This is a genomic window from Rahnella sp. ATs2, from assembly GCF_051851855.1.
Taxonomy (GTDB): Bacteria; Pseudomonadota; Gammaproteobacteria; order Enterobacterales; family Enterobacteriaceae; genus Rahnella; species Rahnella variigena.
Genome location: NZ_JBLYPL010000005.1, coordinates 56,526 through 72,813, shown reverse-complemented (window position 1 = coordinate 72,813; position 16,288 = coordinate 56,526). Strand labels below are relative to the sequence as shown.

The following is a 16,288-nucleotide window of genomic DNA, read 5'->3' as shown; positions in this document are numbered from 1 at the left end:
TGGCGAAAAGGTTTTATTTAAAGGGATGCTTCATATTTTATATTTCCGCCGTAATCATTAATTGCGGTATAATTTATCTTCCCTGTGCTTACCGGCGTCGTCAGCCCATCGACTTTCATCAACTGGGTGGAATCGGGGGCGATCATTTTTTTCTCAATTTCGTACTTGCGGCCATTCGCGTTCAGAAAACCTTCATTTACAGTGACAAAATAAGGGGAAGCATTTTTCACCTCCGCAAAAGCTTGCGGACCATTTCTCACTATTTTCCATGACAAGGCGGTCGCTGCTTCAGCAGATGAACCCTTCAGCCCCTCAGGACGATAAAACAATTTTATGCGGGTACGAAAAGCCAGCTGAAGCAAATTTTCATCGGTGTTGTTTTTCGCTTTAGGGGGAACTTCAAGCACGTTAAACCAAAATACAGTTTCTTTATCCTTGGGTAATTCACCGCCAAGGCTGGCAATTTTCACTGTCTGGCCTTGCTTAGCGTTCATACGTGAAATAGGGGGAGTAACCAGGAAAGGAATTTTCATCTCCTGCGGATTTACATCTTCGCGACCATCGTCCAGCCACGATTGAACCAGCAACGCTTTTTCTCCGCGATTATCCAGTTTTACTGTGATCTCTTTCGCTTGCGCCGGATAAATAATTCGGGTGCCAGAGATGACAACATCTGCACTGACATCGCAAGAAATAATCCCCAGAACGGCAAGGCTAAATGAAATTATTTTTCGTGTAGGTATAAAATTCATATTTCCCTCTATTAAATTTTATAATGAAAGCGTACCCATTGATTTGTCGGGCACGCTGAATCATTAATAAACGCTAATTGTTATTCGTAATTCATCGTAAAGGTAACGTTAGTATTCACTTTACCCGCCTGAACACTATTCGTTGCAGACCAGTCAGCGCTTGGAACGTAGGCTGCTTTGTAGGCAAATACACCACGGCCCTCGACGAGGGTCACGCTTTGTGCCACATCGGTCGGATCACCGATCAGAACCTGGCTCACGTCGGTCGTTGTGTTGTTGTAAAGAGCAACACTGACGTTTTGCGCGCTGCCAGATACCGTGGTGTCTGGTTTCAGCGTACCGCTCGACAATTCTGCAAATTGCTGTGAAGAGAAGCTGACGGAGGCTTTGGTCACGGATTCTGCGCAGTCATTCAGCATTAACTCGAACTCTTTGGCGCCGACACCGCCCGCTGCGCGGGTTGTTGCATCTACTGCCGCTTTCGTCACAACAGGCATGGAGATAGTGACATTATTCGCTGCAACACCGTTGTTAGTGGTGATTTCACAGGTCGTGTCAGATACCGCACCATCAAACGTAATTAACCCAACATCTGCTGCCTGTGCAGATAAGCTACCGAATGCCAGACAAAATACAGATAAAGGGAAGAGAGTCTTAATGTTTTTCATGAAATGTCCTTTTCATTATTAAAACAACAGAAATATTAAAATAAAGGATTAGTGATTTGAATAAGCTTTTTCATAGGCTTACCTGAGCGGAGTATAAATATCGATGTTGCAGAGATCAAACTAGGGGAATTGCAAAATGGATGTAACGAAATAATTCTATAGGGGTGTGCAAATAAGTAAACAATATTTAATGTTTAAGTTTGCACATGTTGTATTTTTTCCTCAGGATTGATATTCGTCATAAAATACAGAGATCGTCAGGATCATTTTTATTAATTAAAAAGCTAAGCTTTGAAAAATAAACATAATAATTGGTGATGTGTATTTATTTATGATCACTTAAAATGATAAACAAATTGTGCTATTGAGGAAGAATAGACATGATTGTGCTATTTTCTGGGTAAAGAGAAGGCGGAGTTATGAAAGAAAACAGAATATCAAGGCTCCTGCGGGTACCTGAATACTCAGTGATAATGTGCAGGAAGAATAACGGCCCGGGGGATATCAGAGATGTACCTCACGATACATCTCTCATCAATTGACGGATTATTTCCCGGCAGCAATACGTTCGCGGATATGTTTTGCGCGTGCTTCTGAAGAAGGGTGATCGTCAAACCAGCCGATGCTGCTTCCCTGATCCAGTTTTGCCAGTTTCTCAAAACTGGTCGCCAGACCTGTCGGGTCGATGCCGCGTTTTTTCAGCAAATCGAAAGAGTAATCATCCGCTTCGGATTCCTGTTTCTGCGAGAACTGCGCATTCACGTATTTCTCGCCTAAATCAGCCAGCTGAGATTGTGACAGGGTGGCGCTGACACCGCCGAGTGACGAAATCGCAGAGCGCGCCGCGGTAGCGCTGTAAGCCACCTGCATGGCTTTGCGGGTATGGCCGAGTGCCACGTGTCCCATTTCATGGCCGAGCACGCCTTCTACTTCATTGTCGTTCATCATATCCATCAGGCCGCTGTAAACGCGGATACAGCCGTTGGCCATCGCCCAGGCGTTGACGTCTTTGGTCAGATACACCTTGTAGTTGGCGGGCGTGCCGTTGATGTTATCGCCCAACGCTGCCGAGATTTTTTTCAGGCGCTGTGCATATTCACTGTCGTCGGGAGCAATCTGTGCTTTTTTATCCATTTCCTCACAAGACTGCACGCTCAGCGTTTTGACGTCGGCATCGCTCAGCGTATACGCCTGATACGCCTGCGCGCCGGACTGCATTAAGGTATCGGTATTGACGGTTGCGCAGCCACTGACCAGCGACGCGGCAAAAAGACTCAACATAACAGGACGAAATTTCATCAGTTCAGATTCCCAGAGAAGATAAGCAAAGGTTGAAAAGCAGTCACGAAAAGACCCTGACTGTAAGGATAGCGTTAAGGTAGGTTTTTAGCAGCACCCGATCTATAGTGTAAGTCCGAAAAAACGCACTGATTTAAAAGCGGATTTTGTGAACTTAATCACGAGAGTGATTAGAGATTGCCGTTTTAATGCCGAGTCTGAGAAAATGACTTTCTTGACTGCTTTTTTAATCCGACCTGGAGTAGAACATGTCCTCTCGTAAAGAGCTTGCGAACGCTATTCGCGCACTTAGTATGGATGCCGTGCAGAAAGCGAATTCCGGCCACCCTGGCGCCCCTATGGGCATGGCAGATATTGCCGAAGTGCTGTGGCGCGATTACCTGAACCATAACCCGACAAACCCGCACTGGGCTGACCGCGACCGCTTCGTGCTGTCCAATGGTCATGGTTCTATGCTGATTTACAGCCTGCTGCACCTCACAGGCTATGACCTGCCGATGAGCGAACTGGCAAACTTCCGTCAGCTGCACTCTAAAACCCCGGGCCACCCGGAATACGGTTATACCGCTGGCGTTGAAACTACCACTGGTCCGCTGGGTCAGGGCATCGCTAACGCCGTCGGTTTTGCTATTGCAGAACGCACGCTGGCAGCACAGTTCAACAAACCAGGCCATGACATCGTCGATCACCAGACTTATGCATTCCTTGGCGACGGCTGCATGATGGAAGGCATTTCTCACGAAGTGTGTTCTCTGGCCGGTACCATGAAACTCGGCAAACTGACCGCGTTTTATGATGACAACGGTATCTCCATCGACGGCCACGTAGAAGGCTGGTTCACCGATGATACGGCTAAACGTTTCGAAGCTTACGGCTGGCACGTAGTACGCGGTGTTGATGGTCACAATCCTGACGCCATCAAAGCGGCTATCGAAGAAGCACATAAAGTGACTGATAAGCCATCCCTGCTGATGTGCAAAACCGTGATCGGTTTCGGTTCACCGAACAAAGCCGGTACTCACGATGTTCACGGCGCTGCATTGGGTGCTGCTGAAGTCGCTGCAACCCGCGAAGCGCTGGGCTGGAATTACGCTGCATTTGAAATCCCGCAAGACATCTATGCACAGTGGGATGCGAAAGAAGCCGGTAAAGCGAAAGAAGCCGCGTGGAACGACAAGTTTGATGCTTACGCTAAAGCGCATCCGGAACTGGCCAAAGAGTTCAAACGTCGTGTAAACGGCGAGCTGCCAGCGAACTGGGAAACCGAAGCGCAGAAATTTATCGAACAGCTGCAGGCGAACCCTGCAAACATCGCCAGCCGTAAAGCATCCCAGAATGCGCTGGAAGCTTTCGGTAAAGTGTTGCCAGAATTCCTGGGCGGCTCTGCTGACCTGGCACCAAGCAACCTGACTATGTGGTCCGGTTCTAAGTCTATCGGCGACGATCAGGCGGGTAACTACATCCATTACGGCGTGCGTGAATTCGGTATGACCGCCATTACTAATGGTATCGCGCTGCACGGTGGTTTCCTGCCGTACTCTGCGACCTTCCTGATGTTCGTGGAATATGCGCGTAACGCCGTGCGTATGGCTGCGCTGATGAAAATCCGCAACGTGTTCGTGTACACCCATGACTCCATCGGTCTGGGCGAAGATGGCCCGACGCACCAGCCGGTTGAGCAAATCGCCAGCCTGCGCGTTACGCCAAACATGAGCACCTGGCGTCCTGCGGATCAGGTTGAATCTGCTGTGGCATGGAAATACGCGATTGAGCGTAACGACGGCCCGGTGACCCTGATCTTCTCCCGTCAGAACCTGACCCAGCAACCACGTACTGCTGAGCAATTAGCCAACGTGGCGCGCGGTGGTTATGTGCTGAAAGATTGCGACGGCACCCCAGAAGTGATCCTGATCGCGACCGGTTCTGAAGTCGGTATCACCGTGGAAGCGGCTGATAAACTGGCGGCTGCGGGCACCAAAGTGCGTGTGGTTTCCATGCCTTCAACTGACGCCTTCGACAAACAAGACGCGGCTTACCGTGAATCTGTGTTGCCGAAAGCCGTGACAGCCCGTGTTGCTGTTGAAGCGGGTATCGCGGATTACTGGTTCAAATATGTTGGCCTGAACGGCGCTATCGTCGGTATGCATAGCTTCGGCGAATCTGCTCCGGCAGACCTGCTGTTCAAAGAGTTCGGTTTCACTGTTGATAACGTTGTTGCTCAGGCACAGGCGTTACTGAAGTAATTCCGCTTTCTTAAAGTTTCTTAAAAGCACCTTCGGGTGCTTTTTTTTCGCCTGCAATTTCATGCGCAGGTTCTCAGTTTCGCGCGAAATGATGCAGGTCAAACCCTTCTCCTGCGGACTCAGCTACACTCCCTGCATTCTGACGCTGTTTCAATCCGTCGGTTTTTGAGAATAATCGCTGTCGAAAAAGTGATGAAAAAGTAAAATCACTGTGAATACACGGAATTGGCTGATGTTTTTTTAAGCGTTCGGCGTGATTAATGCCTCTGCGGCTGACGAATTATTCCTTTTATTCATGGTTTGGTTTATTCTCAGCTGAACCGTTTCAGTCGGGCTATTTGAGCTTAACATCGTCACCAGGTTGTTATCGTGGCGGAAACTGAAATTTTTCTGCTGCACGCATCGTGCTGACAGATGACGATGGTGATTCACCGTAAACGCACGCTGCATTACTATAGGTGTTACTGAAATTGAGTAACAACCGTGTAACAGGGAGATGTATGCCAATACGTATTGCAATTAATGGCTTTGGTCGCATTGGCCGTAGCGTATTGCGCGCGTTATACGAATCCGGGCGTCGGGCGGAAATCTCCGTCATTGCCATCAATGAAATCGCCAGCCCTGAAGGCATGGCGCATCTGCTCAAATACGACTCCAGCCACGGGCGCTTCGCCTGGGATGTCCGCCAGGAAGGTGAAAACCTTTACGTCGGCGATGACTCCATCCGTTTACTTCACCAGCCTGATGCCAGCCAGTTGCCCTGGGGCGAACTGAGTATTGACGTGGTGCTCGATTGCACCGGCGTTTACGGCAGTCGCGAAGACGGTGAAGCCCAGCTTGCGGCTGGCGCCAAAAAAATTCTGTTCGCGCATCCCGGTGGTCATGATCTTGACGCCACGGTGGTTTACGGTGTGAACCACGATTTGCTCGAACGCCAGCACCGCATTGTGTCCAATGCGTCCTGCACCACCAACTGTATTATCCCTGTGATCAAGCTGCTCGACGATGCATTCGGCATTGAGTCGGGCACGGTAACGACCATCCATTCTTCGATGAATGACCAGCCGGTCATTGACGCGTACCACGCGGATTTACGCCGTACGCGCGCTGCCAGTCAGTCCATCATTCCGGTCGATACCAAACTGGCCGCAGGGATCACGCGCATCATGCCTAAATTCTGCGATCGCTTTGAGGCGATCTCGGTGCGCGTGCCGACAATCAATGTCACAGCCATTGATCTGAGCGTATTTGTCGAGGGTTCTGTGACGGTAGACGAGGTGAACCAGCTGCTGCAAAAGGCCGCAACAGGTGCTTTTCGTGGTATAGTTGACTATACCGAACTACCATTAGTCTCGACAGATTTTAACCACGATCCCCACAGCGCCATCGTAGATGGAACGCAGACGCGGGTAAGTGGACAGCACCTGATTAAGACACTTGTCTGGTGCGATAACGAGTGGGGTTTTGCCAACCGAATGTTGGATACAACATTGGCAATGTCCGCTAGCGGTTTCTAGTACGGCTGTTCCGGCCTTCTGGCCGAAATTGCCTTCAAGCAACTTTAAAGAGAATCAACGAGAGGATTCACCATGTCTGTTATTAAGATGAGCGATCTGGATTTAGCGGGTAAACGCGTACTGATCCGTGCCGATCTGAACGTGCCAGTTAAAGATGGCAAAGTAACGTCAGATGCACGTATCCGCGCTTCTTTACCAACCATCGAAATTGCCCTGAAACAAGGCGCACGCGTGATGGTTACCTCGCATCTGGGTCGTCCGACTGAAGGCGAATATAACGAAGAGTTTTCTCTGCTGCCGGTTGTTAACTACCTGAAAGACAAACTGTCTTCTCCTGTACGTCTGGCTAAAGACTATCTGGATGGCGTTGAAGTTGCCGAAGGCGAGCTGGTTGTTCTGGAAAACGTTCGCTTCAACAAAGGCGAAAAGAAAGACGACGAGGCACTGTCCAAAAAATATGCTGCCCTGTGTGACATCTATGTGATGGACGCATTCGGTACTGCGCACCGTGCGCAAGCTTCTACTCACGGCGTGGGCAAATTTGCGCCTATCGCGTGTGCCGGTCCGCTGCTGTCTGCAGAACTGGAAGCACTGGGTAAAGCGCTGGGTAACCCGGCTCGTCCGATGGTGGCTATCGTTGGCGGTTCTAAAGTTTCTACCAAACTGACCGTTCTGGATTCCCTGTCCAAAATCGCTGACCAGCTGATCGTTGGCGGTGGTATCGCGAACACCTTCGTGGCTGCGCAAGGCAACAACGTCGGTAAATCCCTGTACGAAGCAGACTTGGTCGGTACCGCAAGCAAATTGCTGGAAACCTGCGACATTCCTGTTCCTACAGATGTTCGCGTGGCGACTGAGTTCTCTGAAACAGCCGTTGCAACTGTGAAGTCTGTTAAAGACATCAAAGATGACGAACAAATTCTCGACATGGGCGACGAGTCAGCAAACCGCCTGGCTGAGATCATTAAAAACGCTAAAACCATTCTGTGGAATGGTCCTGTAGGCGTGTTCGAGTTCCCTAACTTCCGTAAAGGGACCGAGATTGTGGCGCAGGCCATTGCTGACAGCGAAGCATTCTCTATCGCAGGCGGCGGCGACACTCTGGCGGCTATCGACCTGTTCGGTATCGCTGACAAAATTTCCTATATCTCCACTGGCGGTGGCGCATTCCTGGAATTCGTTGAAGGGAAAGCACTGCCAGCGGTTGTGATGCTGGAAGAGCGTGCTAAGAAGTAATGAACCCTGAGCGGGAAGCTTATGGCTTCCTGTTCTTCTTTGCCGCGCGAGGGGCTGCACAGTGGAACTCGCGCGACATAGCAAACCGATTCAATCCATCTACGGCCGACGAATACAGGACAAAGAACTATGTCTAAAATTTTTGATTTCGTAAAACCAGGCGTTATCACTGGTGATGATGTACAGAAAGTTTTCGCTATTGCTAAAGAAAACAAATTTGCTCTGCCAGCGGTTAACTGCGTAGGCACCGACTCTATCAACGCCGTTCTCGAAGCTGCTGCGAAAGTCCGTTCACCGGTTATCGTTCAGTTCTCTAACGGTGGCGCTGCGTTCATCGCTGGTAAAGGCCTGAAAACTGACGTGCCACAAGGCGCGGCAATCCTGGGTGCAATCTCTGGCGCACATCACGTACATCAGATGGCAGAACATTACGGCGTGCCAGTCATCCTGCACACCGACCATTGCGCGAAGAAACTGCTGCCATGGATCGACGGTCTGCTGGACGCAGGTGAAGCTCACTTCGCGAAAACCGGTAAGCCACTGTTCTCTTCACACATGATCGACCTGTCTGAAGAATCCCTGGAAGAAAACATCGAAATTTGCAGCAAGTACTTAGCTCGTATGGCAAAAATCGACATGACTCTGGAAATCGAACTGGGTTGCACCGGCGGTGAAGAAGATGGCGTGGACAACAGCCATATGGACGCATCTGCACTGTACACTCAGCCGCAAGACGTTGATTACGCATACGAAAAACTGAACGCTATCAGCCCGCGTTTCACTATCGCTGCGTCATTCGGTAACGTACACGGTGTTTACAAACCAGGTAACGTTAAACTGACTCCAACGATCCTGCGTGATTCTCAGGAATACGTGTGCAAGAAACACAACCTGCCACACAACAGCCTGAACTTCGTCTTCCACGGCGGTTCCGGTTCTACTGCAGCAGAAATCAAAGAATCTGTAGGCTACGGTGTTATCAAAATGAACATCGACACCGACACCCAGTGGGCTAACTGGGACGGTATCCTGCAGTTCTACAAGAAAAACGAAGCTTACCTGCAAGGTCAGTTGGGTAACCCGGAAGGCGCGGACAAACCTAACAAGAAATTCTATGACCCGCGCGTATGGCTGCGTGCTGCACAGTCTTCCATGGTGACTCGCCTGGAACTGGCATTCAAAGAACTGAACGCAATCGACGTACTGTAATTCTTACGCTTCCGGTGCTTGACCACCGGAATGTGAGGATAATCGTCAAAGGGGCTTCGGCCCCTTTTTTATTGCCCATTTTATCTTCACAATGTCAGTCCTGTTAACGGAAACGCCACTGGCGGAGAAAATTATGCGTATAGCGTTGTTCGCGTTATTTGCCCTGACACCTTTTGTTCATGCCGCTGAAACCGACTGTAAAAATGCCACGACGCAGATGGATATGAACATTTGTGCCGGACAGGAGTTCAAACGCAGTGATACGTTATTAAATCAGGCCTACAAACAAAAAATGGCGCAGCTTTCGCCGGAGCAGCAAACCAAATTCAAAGCAGCCCAGCGCAGCTGGATTGCATTTCGTGATAACGACTGCGCGTTTATGTCTTCCGGCGTTGACGGGGGATCTGTTCAGCCGATGATCTATTCCGGCTGTCTGCAACAGAAAACCGAGCAGCGCACCAAAGAAATTAATGACATTCTGCACTGCGAAGAAGGCGATTTAAGCTGTCCTTAACATGAAGTCTGAAGGTAGAAAGCCATGAAGCCAAAATCTGTCACCCTTGATGATGTCGCGCGCCATGCGGGTGTGTCTTATCAGACCGTTTCGCGTGTACTGAATCAGGCAGCGCACGTGTCGGTAAGAACGCGCAACAAAGTCGAACAGGCGATGGCAGCGCTCAATTACGTTCCGAACCGCGTTGCCCAGCAACTGGCGGGTAAACAAAGCTTCACCCTCGGACTGGCGACCACCGAACTGGCGCTGCATGCCCCATCACAAATCGCGTCGGCGATGAAAACCCGCGCAAACCAGTTAGGTTTCAACGTCGTGATTTCGATGATTGATAACCTGAGTCTGGCCGCCTGTCGCACGGCGGTGAACGAACTGATGTCGCAGCGGGTGGACGGCGTGCTGATTAACGTGCCGCTGTCGAATGACGATGCGGCTGCAATCGCACAGCTTTGTGGCAATTTACCGGCGCTGTTTCTGGATGTGGATCCAGAAGCTGACGTCTTCAAAATTCTGTTCGATCCGCACTGCGGGGCGAAGCAGGGCGTAGAGCATTTGCTGGCGCTAGGTCATCAGCAGATCGCGGTGCTGACCGGCCCGCTTGAATCCATCTCAGCGCGCCTGCGTTATGAAGGCTGGCTGAATACGCTGGCGACGCACGATATTAGGCCCTGTGTGGTTCAGCACGGCGACTGGAGCGCAGCGTCGGGTTATCAGCAGGCGTTATTACTGCTCAATCAGCCGGTGCGCCCGACGGCGATTCTGGTCGCCAATGACCAGATGGCGCTCGGCGTCTTGCGCGCAGTGCACGAGTTTGGCCTGCGGGTGCCGGAACAAATCTCGGTAATTGGCTATGACGATACCGAAGACAGCGCCTTTTTCTTCCCGCCGCTGACCACCATCAAACAGGATTTCCGTCTGCTCGGCCACGAGAGCGTCAACCGGCTGGTGGATCATCTGCATAATCACAGCGATCACCACAGCGACTCACTGTTGCTGCCCACGTCCCTGGTTGAGCGCCATACGACCGCCCGACCTGGTGCAGAAAATGTGTCACAGGAAGCGTTGTCGCAGGAACTGATCCGCATCGCCCGTCAGCTCAGCGCGCTCTGATCTTCTCTTAGTCCGTTCCTCATTTAATTGTCCATGTCGCGGATTTTGTGATCCGCGTCCCTTTCCCGTATCCCTGCGCTTTACTTACTCTCTCCGGTTACGCATGTTTATATTATTGTGAGCGCATAACAATTTACCGGGGAGAAATTATGACTTCATCAGCGGAAGATAAATTATCATCGCTGGCCACCGTTCTGGCCCGCCGTGACTGGGAAAAACCTGCCTCGACGCAGTGCAACAGATTACCCGCGCACCCGCCTTTCAACAGCTGGCGTGATGCACAAGAAGCCAGAGAGAATCAGCCTTCAGAAAGGATCCGCAGCCTGAACGGCGAATGGGCATTCAGCTATTTCACCCGTCCTGAAGCGGTGCCGGAGCAATGGTTACAGCAGGATCTGGCGGATGCGGATCCCGTACAGGTGCCTTCCAACTGGCAACTGGCAGGTTATGACGCACCGATTTATACCAACGTACAGTATCCGATCCCGGTCAATCCGCCGTTTGTGCCTGAAGAAAACCCTGCGGGTTGTTACTCGCTCACAGTTTCTGTGGATAAAGACTGGCTGAACAGCGGACAGACGCGCATCGTGTTTAATGGCGTCAATTCCGCGTTCTATTTGTGGTGCAACGGCCATTGGATCGGCTATTCGCAGGACAGCCGTTTACCGGCGGAATTCGATCTCAGTCATGTGCTGCACTCGGGTGAAAACCGTCTGGCGGTGATGGTGCTGCGCTGGAGTGATGGCAGCTATCTGGAAGATCAGGATATGTGGCGCATGAGCGGTATTTTCCGCGATGTTACGTTGCTGCATAAACCGGTGGAGCAAATTACGGATTACCAGGTGCGCACGCATCTGTTCCATGGCTTCACGCAGGCCGAGCTGGAAGTGCAGGTCAGTGCCGCCGTGCCGCAGGAAAACTCGGCTGATTATCAGGTGCGTGTCCAGTTATGGCAGGGCGATAAACCGGTCGCAGAACATCAGCAACCGCTGGGCAGCGAAATTATCGATGAACGCGGGGCGGCATATGACCGCACTACGCTGCGCCTGCCGGTCAGCCAGCCGGCTTTATGGAGCGCAGAACAACCGGCGCTGTATCGTGCCGTGATTTCCCTGATTTCTCCGCAAGGCCAGCTTATAGAAGCCGAAGCCTGTGACGTCGGTTTCCGTCAGGTGGAAATCAGCAACGGGCTGCTGAAAGTGAACGGTCAGCCGGTATTGATCCGCGGCACCAACCGCCACGAACATCATCCTGAAAACGGTCAGGTGATGGATGAAGCCACCATGCGCCGTGACATTGTGCTGATGAAACAGCACAACTTTAACGCCGTGCGCTGCTCGCATTATCCGAACCATCCGCTGTGGTACAAGCTGTGTGACGAATACGGTCTGTATGTGGTCGATGAAGCCAATATCGAAACCCACGGCATGCAGCCGATGAACCGTTTGTCGGACGATCCGGTATGGTTCAACGCTTTCAGCGAACGCGTTACACGTATGGTTCAGCGCGACCGCAATCATCCGTGCATTATCATCTGGTCACTGGGCAACGAATCCGGGCATGGCGCAAACCACGACGCGCTATACCGCTGGATAAAATCTGTCGATCCGACCCGTCCTGTGCAGTACGAAGGCGGCGGCGCTAACAGCGCAGCAACCGACATTATCTGCCCGATGTATTCCCGCGTTGAGCAAGATCAGCCGTTCCCGGCGGTACCAAAATGGTCGATTAAAAAGTGGATCAGCATGCCGGATGAAACACGTCCGCTGATCCTCTGCGAATACGCTCACGCGATGGGTAACAGCTTCGGCGGTTTCGACAAATACTGGAAAGCCTTCCGTCAGTTCCCGCGCTTGCAGGGTGGTTTCGTCTGGGACTGGGTCGATCAGAGTCTGTTGCGTACCGGCGAAAACGGCGAACGCTATATGGCTTACGGCGGTGATTTTGGCGATACGCCAAACGATCGTCAGTTCTGCATGAATGGTCTGGTATTTGCCGACCGCACGCCGCATCCGTCCTTGTTCGAAGCGCAGCGCGCCCAGCAATTCTTCCAGTTCTCCCTGACCGGTACCTCGCCGCTGACGCTGGAAATTCACAGTGAATACCTGTTCCGTCACAGCGATAACGAACAGTTAGTCTGGCGCATTGAACGTGACGGCGAAGTCATCTCGCAGGGCGAAACGGTACTGAATATCGCGCCATGCGGTAAACAAACGTTAGAGCTGGGCGATATCCCGCAGGCAGAAGGCGATTTGTGGCTGAACGTCGCAGTACACCAGCCGCAGGCAACTGCGTGGTCAGAAGCGGGGCATCGCAGCGCATGGGATCAATGGCAACTGCCGCAGCCGCTGACCTTGCCGGTGCCGGAGAAAATCTCCGCCGCTGCGCCGGTTCTGGATCAGCAGGGCGACCTGATTTCTGTAGTACACGGCGCGCAACGCTGGCAGTTCAGTCAGCAAACCGGCCAGCTCGAACAGTGGTTTGATGGCAAAACGCCGCGCCTGCTTAGCGCACTGCGCGACCAGTTTGTCCGTGCGCCGGTGGATAACGATATCGGCGTCAGCGAAGTCACGCGTATCGACCCGAATGCCTGGGTGGAGCGCTGGAAAGCCGCCGGCATGTATCAGCTGGAATCCCGCCTGCTGAATATCTCCGCCGATCAGTTGCAGGACGGCGTGGTGATTATTACCACGCACGCGTTTATGGCGGGCGAGGAAATGCGCCTGCTGAGCCGCAAAATTTTCCGCATCGATAATCAGGGCGAGCTACATATCAGTGCCGATGTTCGCGTGGCAGCAAACGTACCGTCGCCGGGGCGCATTGGCCTGACCTGTCAGCTGGCAGAAACAGCAGAAAACGTCAGCTGGCTGGGGCTGGGGCCACACGAAAACTATCCGGATCGCCGTCTGGCCGCACAACATGGGCGATGGACTTTGCCAGTTGGTGAGCTCTATACGCCTTACGTATTCCCGACCGAAAACGGCCTGCGCGGGGATACCCGTGAGCTGGATTATGCCGGATGGAAACTGCGCGGTAATTTCCACTTTGGTCTTAGCCGCTACAGCCTGCAACAGCTGATGGAGACCAGTCATCGTCATTTACTGCGTGAAGAAGAGGGCACCTGGCTGAACATCGACGGCTTCCATATGGGCGTCGGCGGCGATGATTCGTGGAGCCCGAGCGTCAGCCCCGATTTCCTGCTGACAGCCGGTCAGTACCATTATTCGTTCACCATGAAACGTGCCTGACAGCCTGCGCCGCCGTGTTAATCCCCGGCGGCGCGATATTCAGACGTAAGGAAATTGCTTATGTATTACCTGAAAAATACTAACTTTTGGATGTTCGGGCTGTTCTTCTTCTTTTACTTTTTCATCATGGGCGCCTACTTCCCGTTTTTCCCGATCTGGCTGCATGACATCAATCAGATCAGCAAAAGCGACACCGGCATTATCTTTGCCAGCATTTCGCTGTTCTCGCTGTTATTCCAGCCGGTGTTCGGTTTACTGGCGGATAAACTGGGGCTGAAAAAGCATCTGCTGTGGATCATCACCGGTATGCTGATCCTGTTCGCGCCATTCTTTATCTACGTGTTTGGACCGTTACTGAAAATTAATATTTATCTCGGTTCGGTCGTTGGCGGGATTTACCTTGGTCTGATTTATAACGCCGGTGCCCCTGCCATTGAAGCCTATATTGAGAAAGTCAGCCGCCGCAGCAGCTTTGAATTTGGTCGTGCCCGCATGTTTGGCTGTGTCGGCTGGGCGCTGTGTGCATCGGTAGTCGGTATCATGTTTACCATCAACAATGAGTTCGTGTTCTGGCTTGGTTCCGGCTGTGCGGTGATCCTCGCGATTCTGTTGCTTATTGCCAAACCAGAAGTCACCTCCAGCGCCCGCGTGGCCAACGAACTGGGAGCGAATAGCAAACCGTTCAATCTCAAACTGGCGGTGGAACTGCTGAAAGATAAAAAACTGTGGTTCCTGGCGTTGTACGTCATCGGCGTTTCCTGCACATACGACGTGTTTGACCAGCAGTTTGCCAACTTCTTTACCTCGTTCTTCACGTCATCTTCTGAAGGGACGCGCGTCTTTGGCTATGTGACCACCATGGGCGAGTTGCTTAACGCCTGCATCATGTTCTTCGCGCCGCTGATTGTGAACCGTATTGGCGGTAAGAATGCGCTGCTGCTGGCCGGGACAATTATGTCTGTACGCATCATCGGCTCGTCTTTCGCGTCATCGCCGCTGGAAGTGGTGGTGCTAAAAACCCTGCATATGTTCGAGGTGCCGTTCCTGATTGTCGGTTGTTTTAAATACATTACCTCAGTGTTTGAGGTGCGCTTCTCCGCGACGATTTATCTGGTGACGTTCTGCTTCTTCAAACAGGTGGCAATCATCTTTATGTCGGTGTTCGCGGGCAATATGTATGACCGTATCGGTTTCCACGGAACGTATCTGATCCTGGGCTTGGTCGCACTGACCTTCACGATAATCTCAGCCTTTACGCTGAGTGGTCGCGGGCCATTGCAGGCCTTCAAAACGCCCGAGTCGCTGAAAAACAGTCACGCAAATTCTTAATTTATCTGAAGTCTTTCCCACAGGATTGGCACTTCATCGCATTGTTAGTTAACCTTAAAGCACACTTGCTGCCCGCATCGTCGGGCAGCTTTGATTTCTTGCAGCCCGTCAGGGTGTAATTTTGGGGTACTTTAAATGGATGATTTGAACGTTGTAGGCAGCATTAATAATGCTGGCAACTGGTTGGTAAGAAACCAGGCCTTACTGCTTCATTACGCTGTGAATATTGTGGCCGCTATTTTCATTCTGATTGTCGGTATGATTATCGCCCGCATCGTTTCCGGTGCCGTCAGCCGGGTTTTAAAGGTTCGTGGCATTGATATTACGGTTTCCGACTTCCTTTCCGCCATGGTGCGTTACGCGATTATTGCGTTCACGCTGATTGCGGTTCTGGGACGGATCGGCGTGCAAACCACGTCCGTGATTGCGGTTATCGGTGCTGCCGGTCTGGCCGTCGGTCTGGCATTGCAGGGTTCACTGTCTAACTTTGCAGCCGGCGTTTTGCTGGTGATCTTCCGTCCGTTCCGCGCCGGTGAATATGTTGACCTTGGTGGTGTGGCGGGTACTGTCACTCAGGTACAAATTTTCTCCACCACACTGCGTACGCCGGACAACAAAATCATTGTGGTGCCAAACGGTAAAATCATCGCTGGTAACATCATCAACAACTCCCGCGAACCGACCAGCCGTATCGACCTGACCATTGGCGTGGGTTATGACTCTGACATCGATCTGGTTAAGCAACTCCTGACCGAGATCGTTACTGCCGATCCGCGTGTGTTGAAAGATAAAGACGTTGTGGTTCGTCTGAACGAAATGGCAGCCTCAACCCTGAATTTCATCGTGTACGCATGGACCAGCAACGGTGATGCGCAGAACGTGAAGTGGGATCTGCTTGAGTCGTTCAAACGCGCACTGGATAAAAACAACATCAACATTGCTTATCCGCAGATGGATGTTCACCTTTATCAGGTCGCGAATGCGGCAGGCAACCAGCAGGAAGAACGTCGCTCGTTCGAATAACACATTCCTGCCAGATTCCGATTTTCTCAGGCGCCTGCGGGCGCCTTTTTCATGCCTGACGTTTCAGCCCGTCGCTGATAAGCCAGCCTAATGAGCGATTAGAAATATCCATTTCCTCTTATGCCAGCAAAGCCCTTACACTG

At 51.7% G+C, this 16,288-nt stretch carries 12 protein-coding genes; 9 read left to right on the top strand and 3 right to left on the bottom strand.

The window, feature by feature from the left end; all coding sequences use genetic code 11:
- Positions 1-17: 17 nt before the first annotated feature.
- The 3 genes from ACJY2G_RS06275 to ACJY2G_RS06265 form a co-directional block, all read right to left on the bottom strand.
- The gene (locus ACJY2G_RS06275; RefSeq protein WP_430318845.1) at positions 18-752 is read right to left on the bottom strand and encodes a fimbrial chaperone; all 735 of its coding nucleotides are present in this window, start codon (positions 750-752) and stop codon (positions 18-20) included.
- Positions 753-832: 80 nt separating this feature from the next.
- Entirely contained in the window at positions 833-1,420 is a 588-nt protein-coding gene (locus ACJY2G_RS06270; protein WP_430318846.1) for a fimbrial protein, read from the bottom strand.
- Positions 1,421-1,966: 546 nt separating this feature from the next.
- A complete protein-coding gene (locus ACJY2G_RS06265) occupies positions 1,967-2,719 on the bottom strand; it encodes a M48 family metallopeptidase (protein ID WP_113878237.1) in 753 nt (250 codons plus the stop codon).
- Between the two features lie 248 nt (positions 2,720-2,967).
- On the opposite strand from ACJY2G_RS06265, the gene tkt reads away from it, so the two are divergent.
- The 9 genes from tkt (at position 2,968) to mscS (ending at position 16,145) form a co-directional block, all read left to right on the top strand.
- Positions 2,968-4,962, top strand: coding sequence for a transketolase (tkt, locus tag ACJY2G_RS06260; RefSeq protein ID WP_439291546.1), 1,995 nt, complete (start codon positions 2,968-2,970; stop codon positions 4,960-4,962).
- A 500-nt stretch (positions 4,963-5,462) separates the two neighbouring features.
- Positions 5,463-6,479 (top strand): erythrose-4-phosphate dehydrogenase, encoded by a 1,017-nt coding sequence (gene epd / locus ACJY2G_RS06255; RefSeq protein ID WP_112288986.1) that lies wholly within the window; start codon positions 5,463-5,465, stop codon positions 6,477-6,479.
- Positions 6,480-6,551: 72 nt separating this feature from the next.
- On the top strand, positions 6,552-7,715 hold the full coding sequence (pgk, locus tag ACJY2G_RS06250) for a phosphoglycerate kinase (protein ID WP_101075336.1): 1,164 nt from the start codon (positions 6,552-6,554) through the stop codon (positions 7,713-7,715).
- 129 nt (positions 7,716-7,844) lie between these two features.
- On the top strand, positions 7,845-8,924 hold the full coding sequence (gene fbaA, locus ACJY2G_RS06245) for a class II fructose-bisphosphate aldolase (RefSeq protein WP_112288984.1): 1,080 nt from the start codon (positions 7,845-7,847) through the stop codon (positions 8,922-8,924).
- Between the two features lie 133 nt (positions 8,925-9,057).
- Positions 9,058-9,438, top strand: a complete 381-nt coding sequence (locus ACJY2G_RS06240; RefSeq protein ID WP_120160975.1) for a lysozyme inhibitor LprI family protein — start codon at positions 9,058-9,060, stop codon at positions 9,436-9,438.
- 24 nt (positions 9,439-9,462) lie between these two features.
- Entirely contained in the window at positions 9,463-10,545 is a 1,083-nt protein-coding gene (locus ACJY2G_RS06235; RefSeq protein ID WP_112288982.1) for a LacI family DNA-binding transcriptional regulator, read from the top strand.
- Between the two features lie 149 nt (positions 10,546-10,694).
- The gene (locus tag ACJY2G_RS06230) at positions 10,695-13,793 is read left to right on the top strand and encodes a beta-galactosidase (RefSeq protein ID WP_430318847.1); all 3,099 of its coding nucleotides are present in this window, start codon (positions 10,695-10,697) and stop codon (positions 13,791-13,793) included.
- Between the two features lie 60 nt (positions 13,794-13,853).
- The gene (locus ACJY2G_RS06225) at positions 13,854-15,122 is read left to right on the top strand and encodes an MFS transporter (protein WP_112288980.1); all 1,269 of its coding nucleotides are present in this window, start codon (positions 13,854-13,856) and stop codon (positions 15,120-15,122) included.
- A gap of 135 nt (positions 15,123-15,257) precedes the next feature.
- Positions 15,258-16,145, top strand: a complete 888-nt coding sequence (mscS, locus tag ACJY2G_RS06220; RefSeq protein WP_120160969.1) for a small-conductance mechanosensitive channel MscS — start codon at positions 15,258-15,260, stop codon at positions 16,143-16,145.
- The last annotated feature ends 143 nt before the right edge of the window (positions 16,146-16,288 follow it).

Excerpts from the sequence above, each read along its gene's own strand:
- ACJY2G_RS06275 (WP_430318845.1), bottom strand. The coding sequence starts at position 752 with ATGAATTTTATACCTACACGAAAAATAATTTCATTTAGCCTTGCCGTT.
- ACJY2G_RS06270 (WP_430318846.1), bottom strand. The coding sequence starts at position 1,420 with ATGAAAAACATTAAGACTCTCTTCCCTTTATCTGTATTTTGTCTGGCA.
- ACJY2G_RS06265 (WP_113878237.1), bottom strand. The coding sequence starts at position 2,719 with ATGAAATTTCGTCCTGTTATGTTGAGTCTTTTTGCCGCGTCGCTGGTC.
- tkt (WP_439291546.1), top strand. The coding sequence starts at position 2,968 with ATGTCCTCTCGTAAAGAGCTTGCGAACGCTATTCGCGCACTTAGTATG.
- epd (WP_112288986.1), top strand. The coding sequence starts at position 5,463 with ATGCCAATACGTATTGCAATTAATGGCTTTGGTCGCATTGGCCGTAGC.
- pgk (WP_101075336.1), top strand. The coding sequence starts at position 6,552 with ATGTCTGTTATTAAGATGAGCGATCTGGATTTAGCGGGTAAACGCGTA.
- fbaA (WP_112288984.1), top strand. The coding sequence starts at position 7,845 with ATGTCTAAAATTTTTGATTTCGTAAAACCAGGCGTTATCACTGGTGAT.
- ACJY2G_RS06240 (WP_120160975.1), top strand. The coding sequence starts at position 9,058 with ATGCGTATAGCGTTGTTCGCGTTATTTGCCCTGACACCTTTTGTTCAT.
- ACJY2G_RS06235 (WP_112288982.1), top strand. The coding sequence starts at position 9,463 with ATGAAGCCAAAATCTGTCACCCTTGATGATGTCGCGCGCCATGCGGGT.
- ACJY2G_RS06230 (WP_430318847.1), top strand. The coding sequence starts at position 10,695 with ATGACTTCATCAGCGGAAGATAAATTATCATCGCTGGCCACCGTTCTG.
- ACJY2G_RS06225 (WP_112288980.1), top strand. The coding sequence starts at position 13,854 with ATGTATTACCTGAAAAATACTAACTTTTGGATGTTCGGGCTGTTCTTC.
- mscS (WP_120160969.1), top strand. The coding sequence starts at position 15,258 with ATGGATGATTTGAACGTTGTAGGCAGCATTAATAATGCTGGCAACTGG.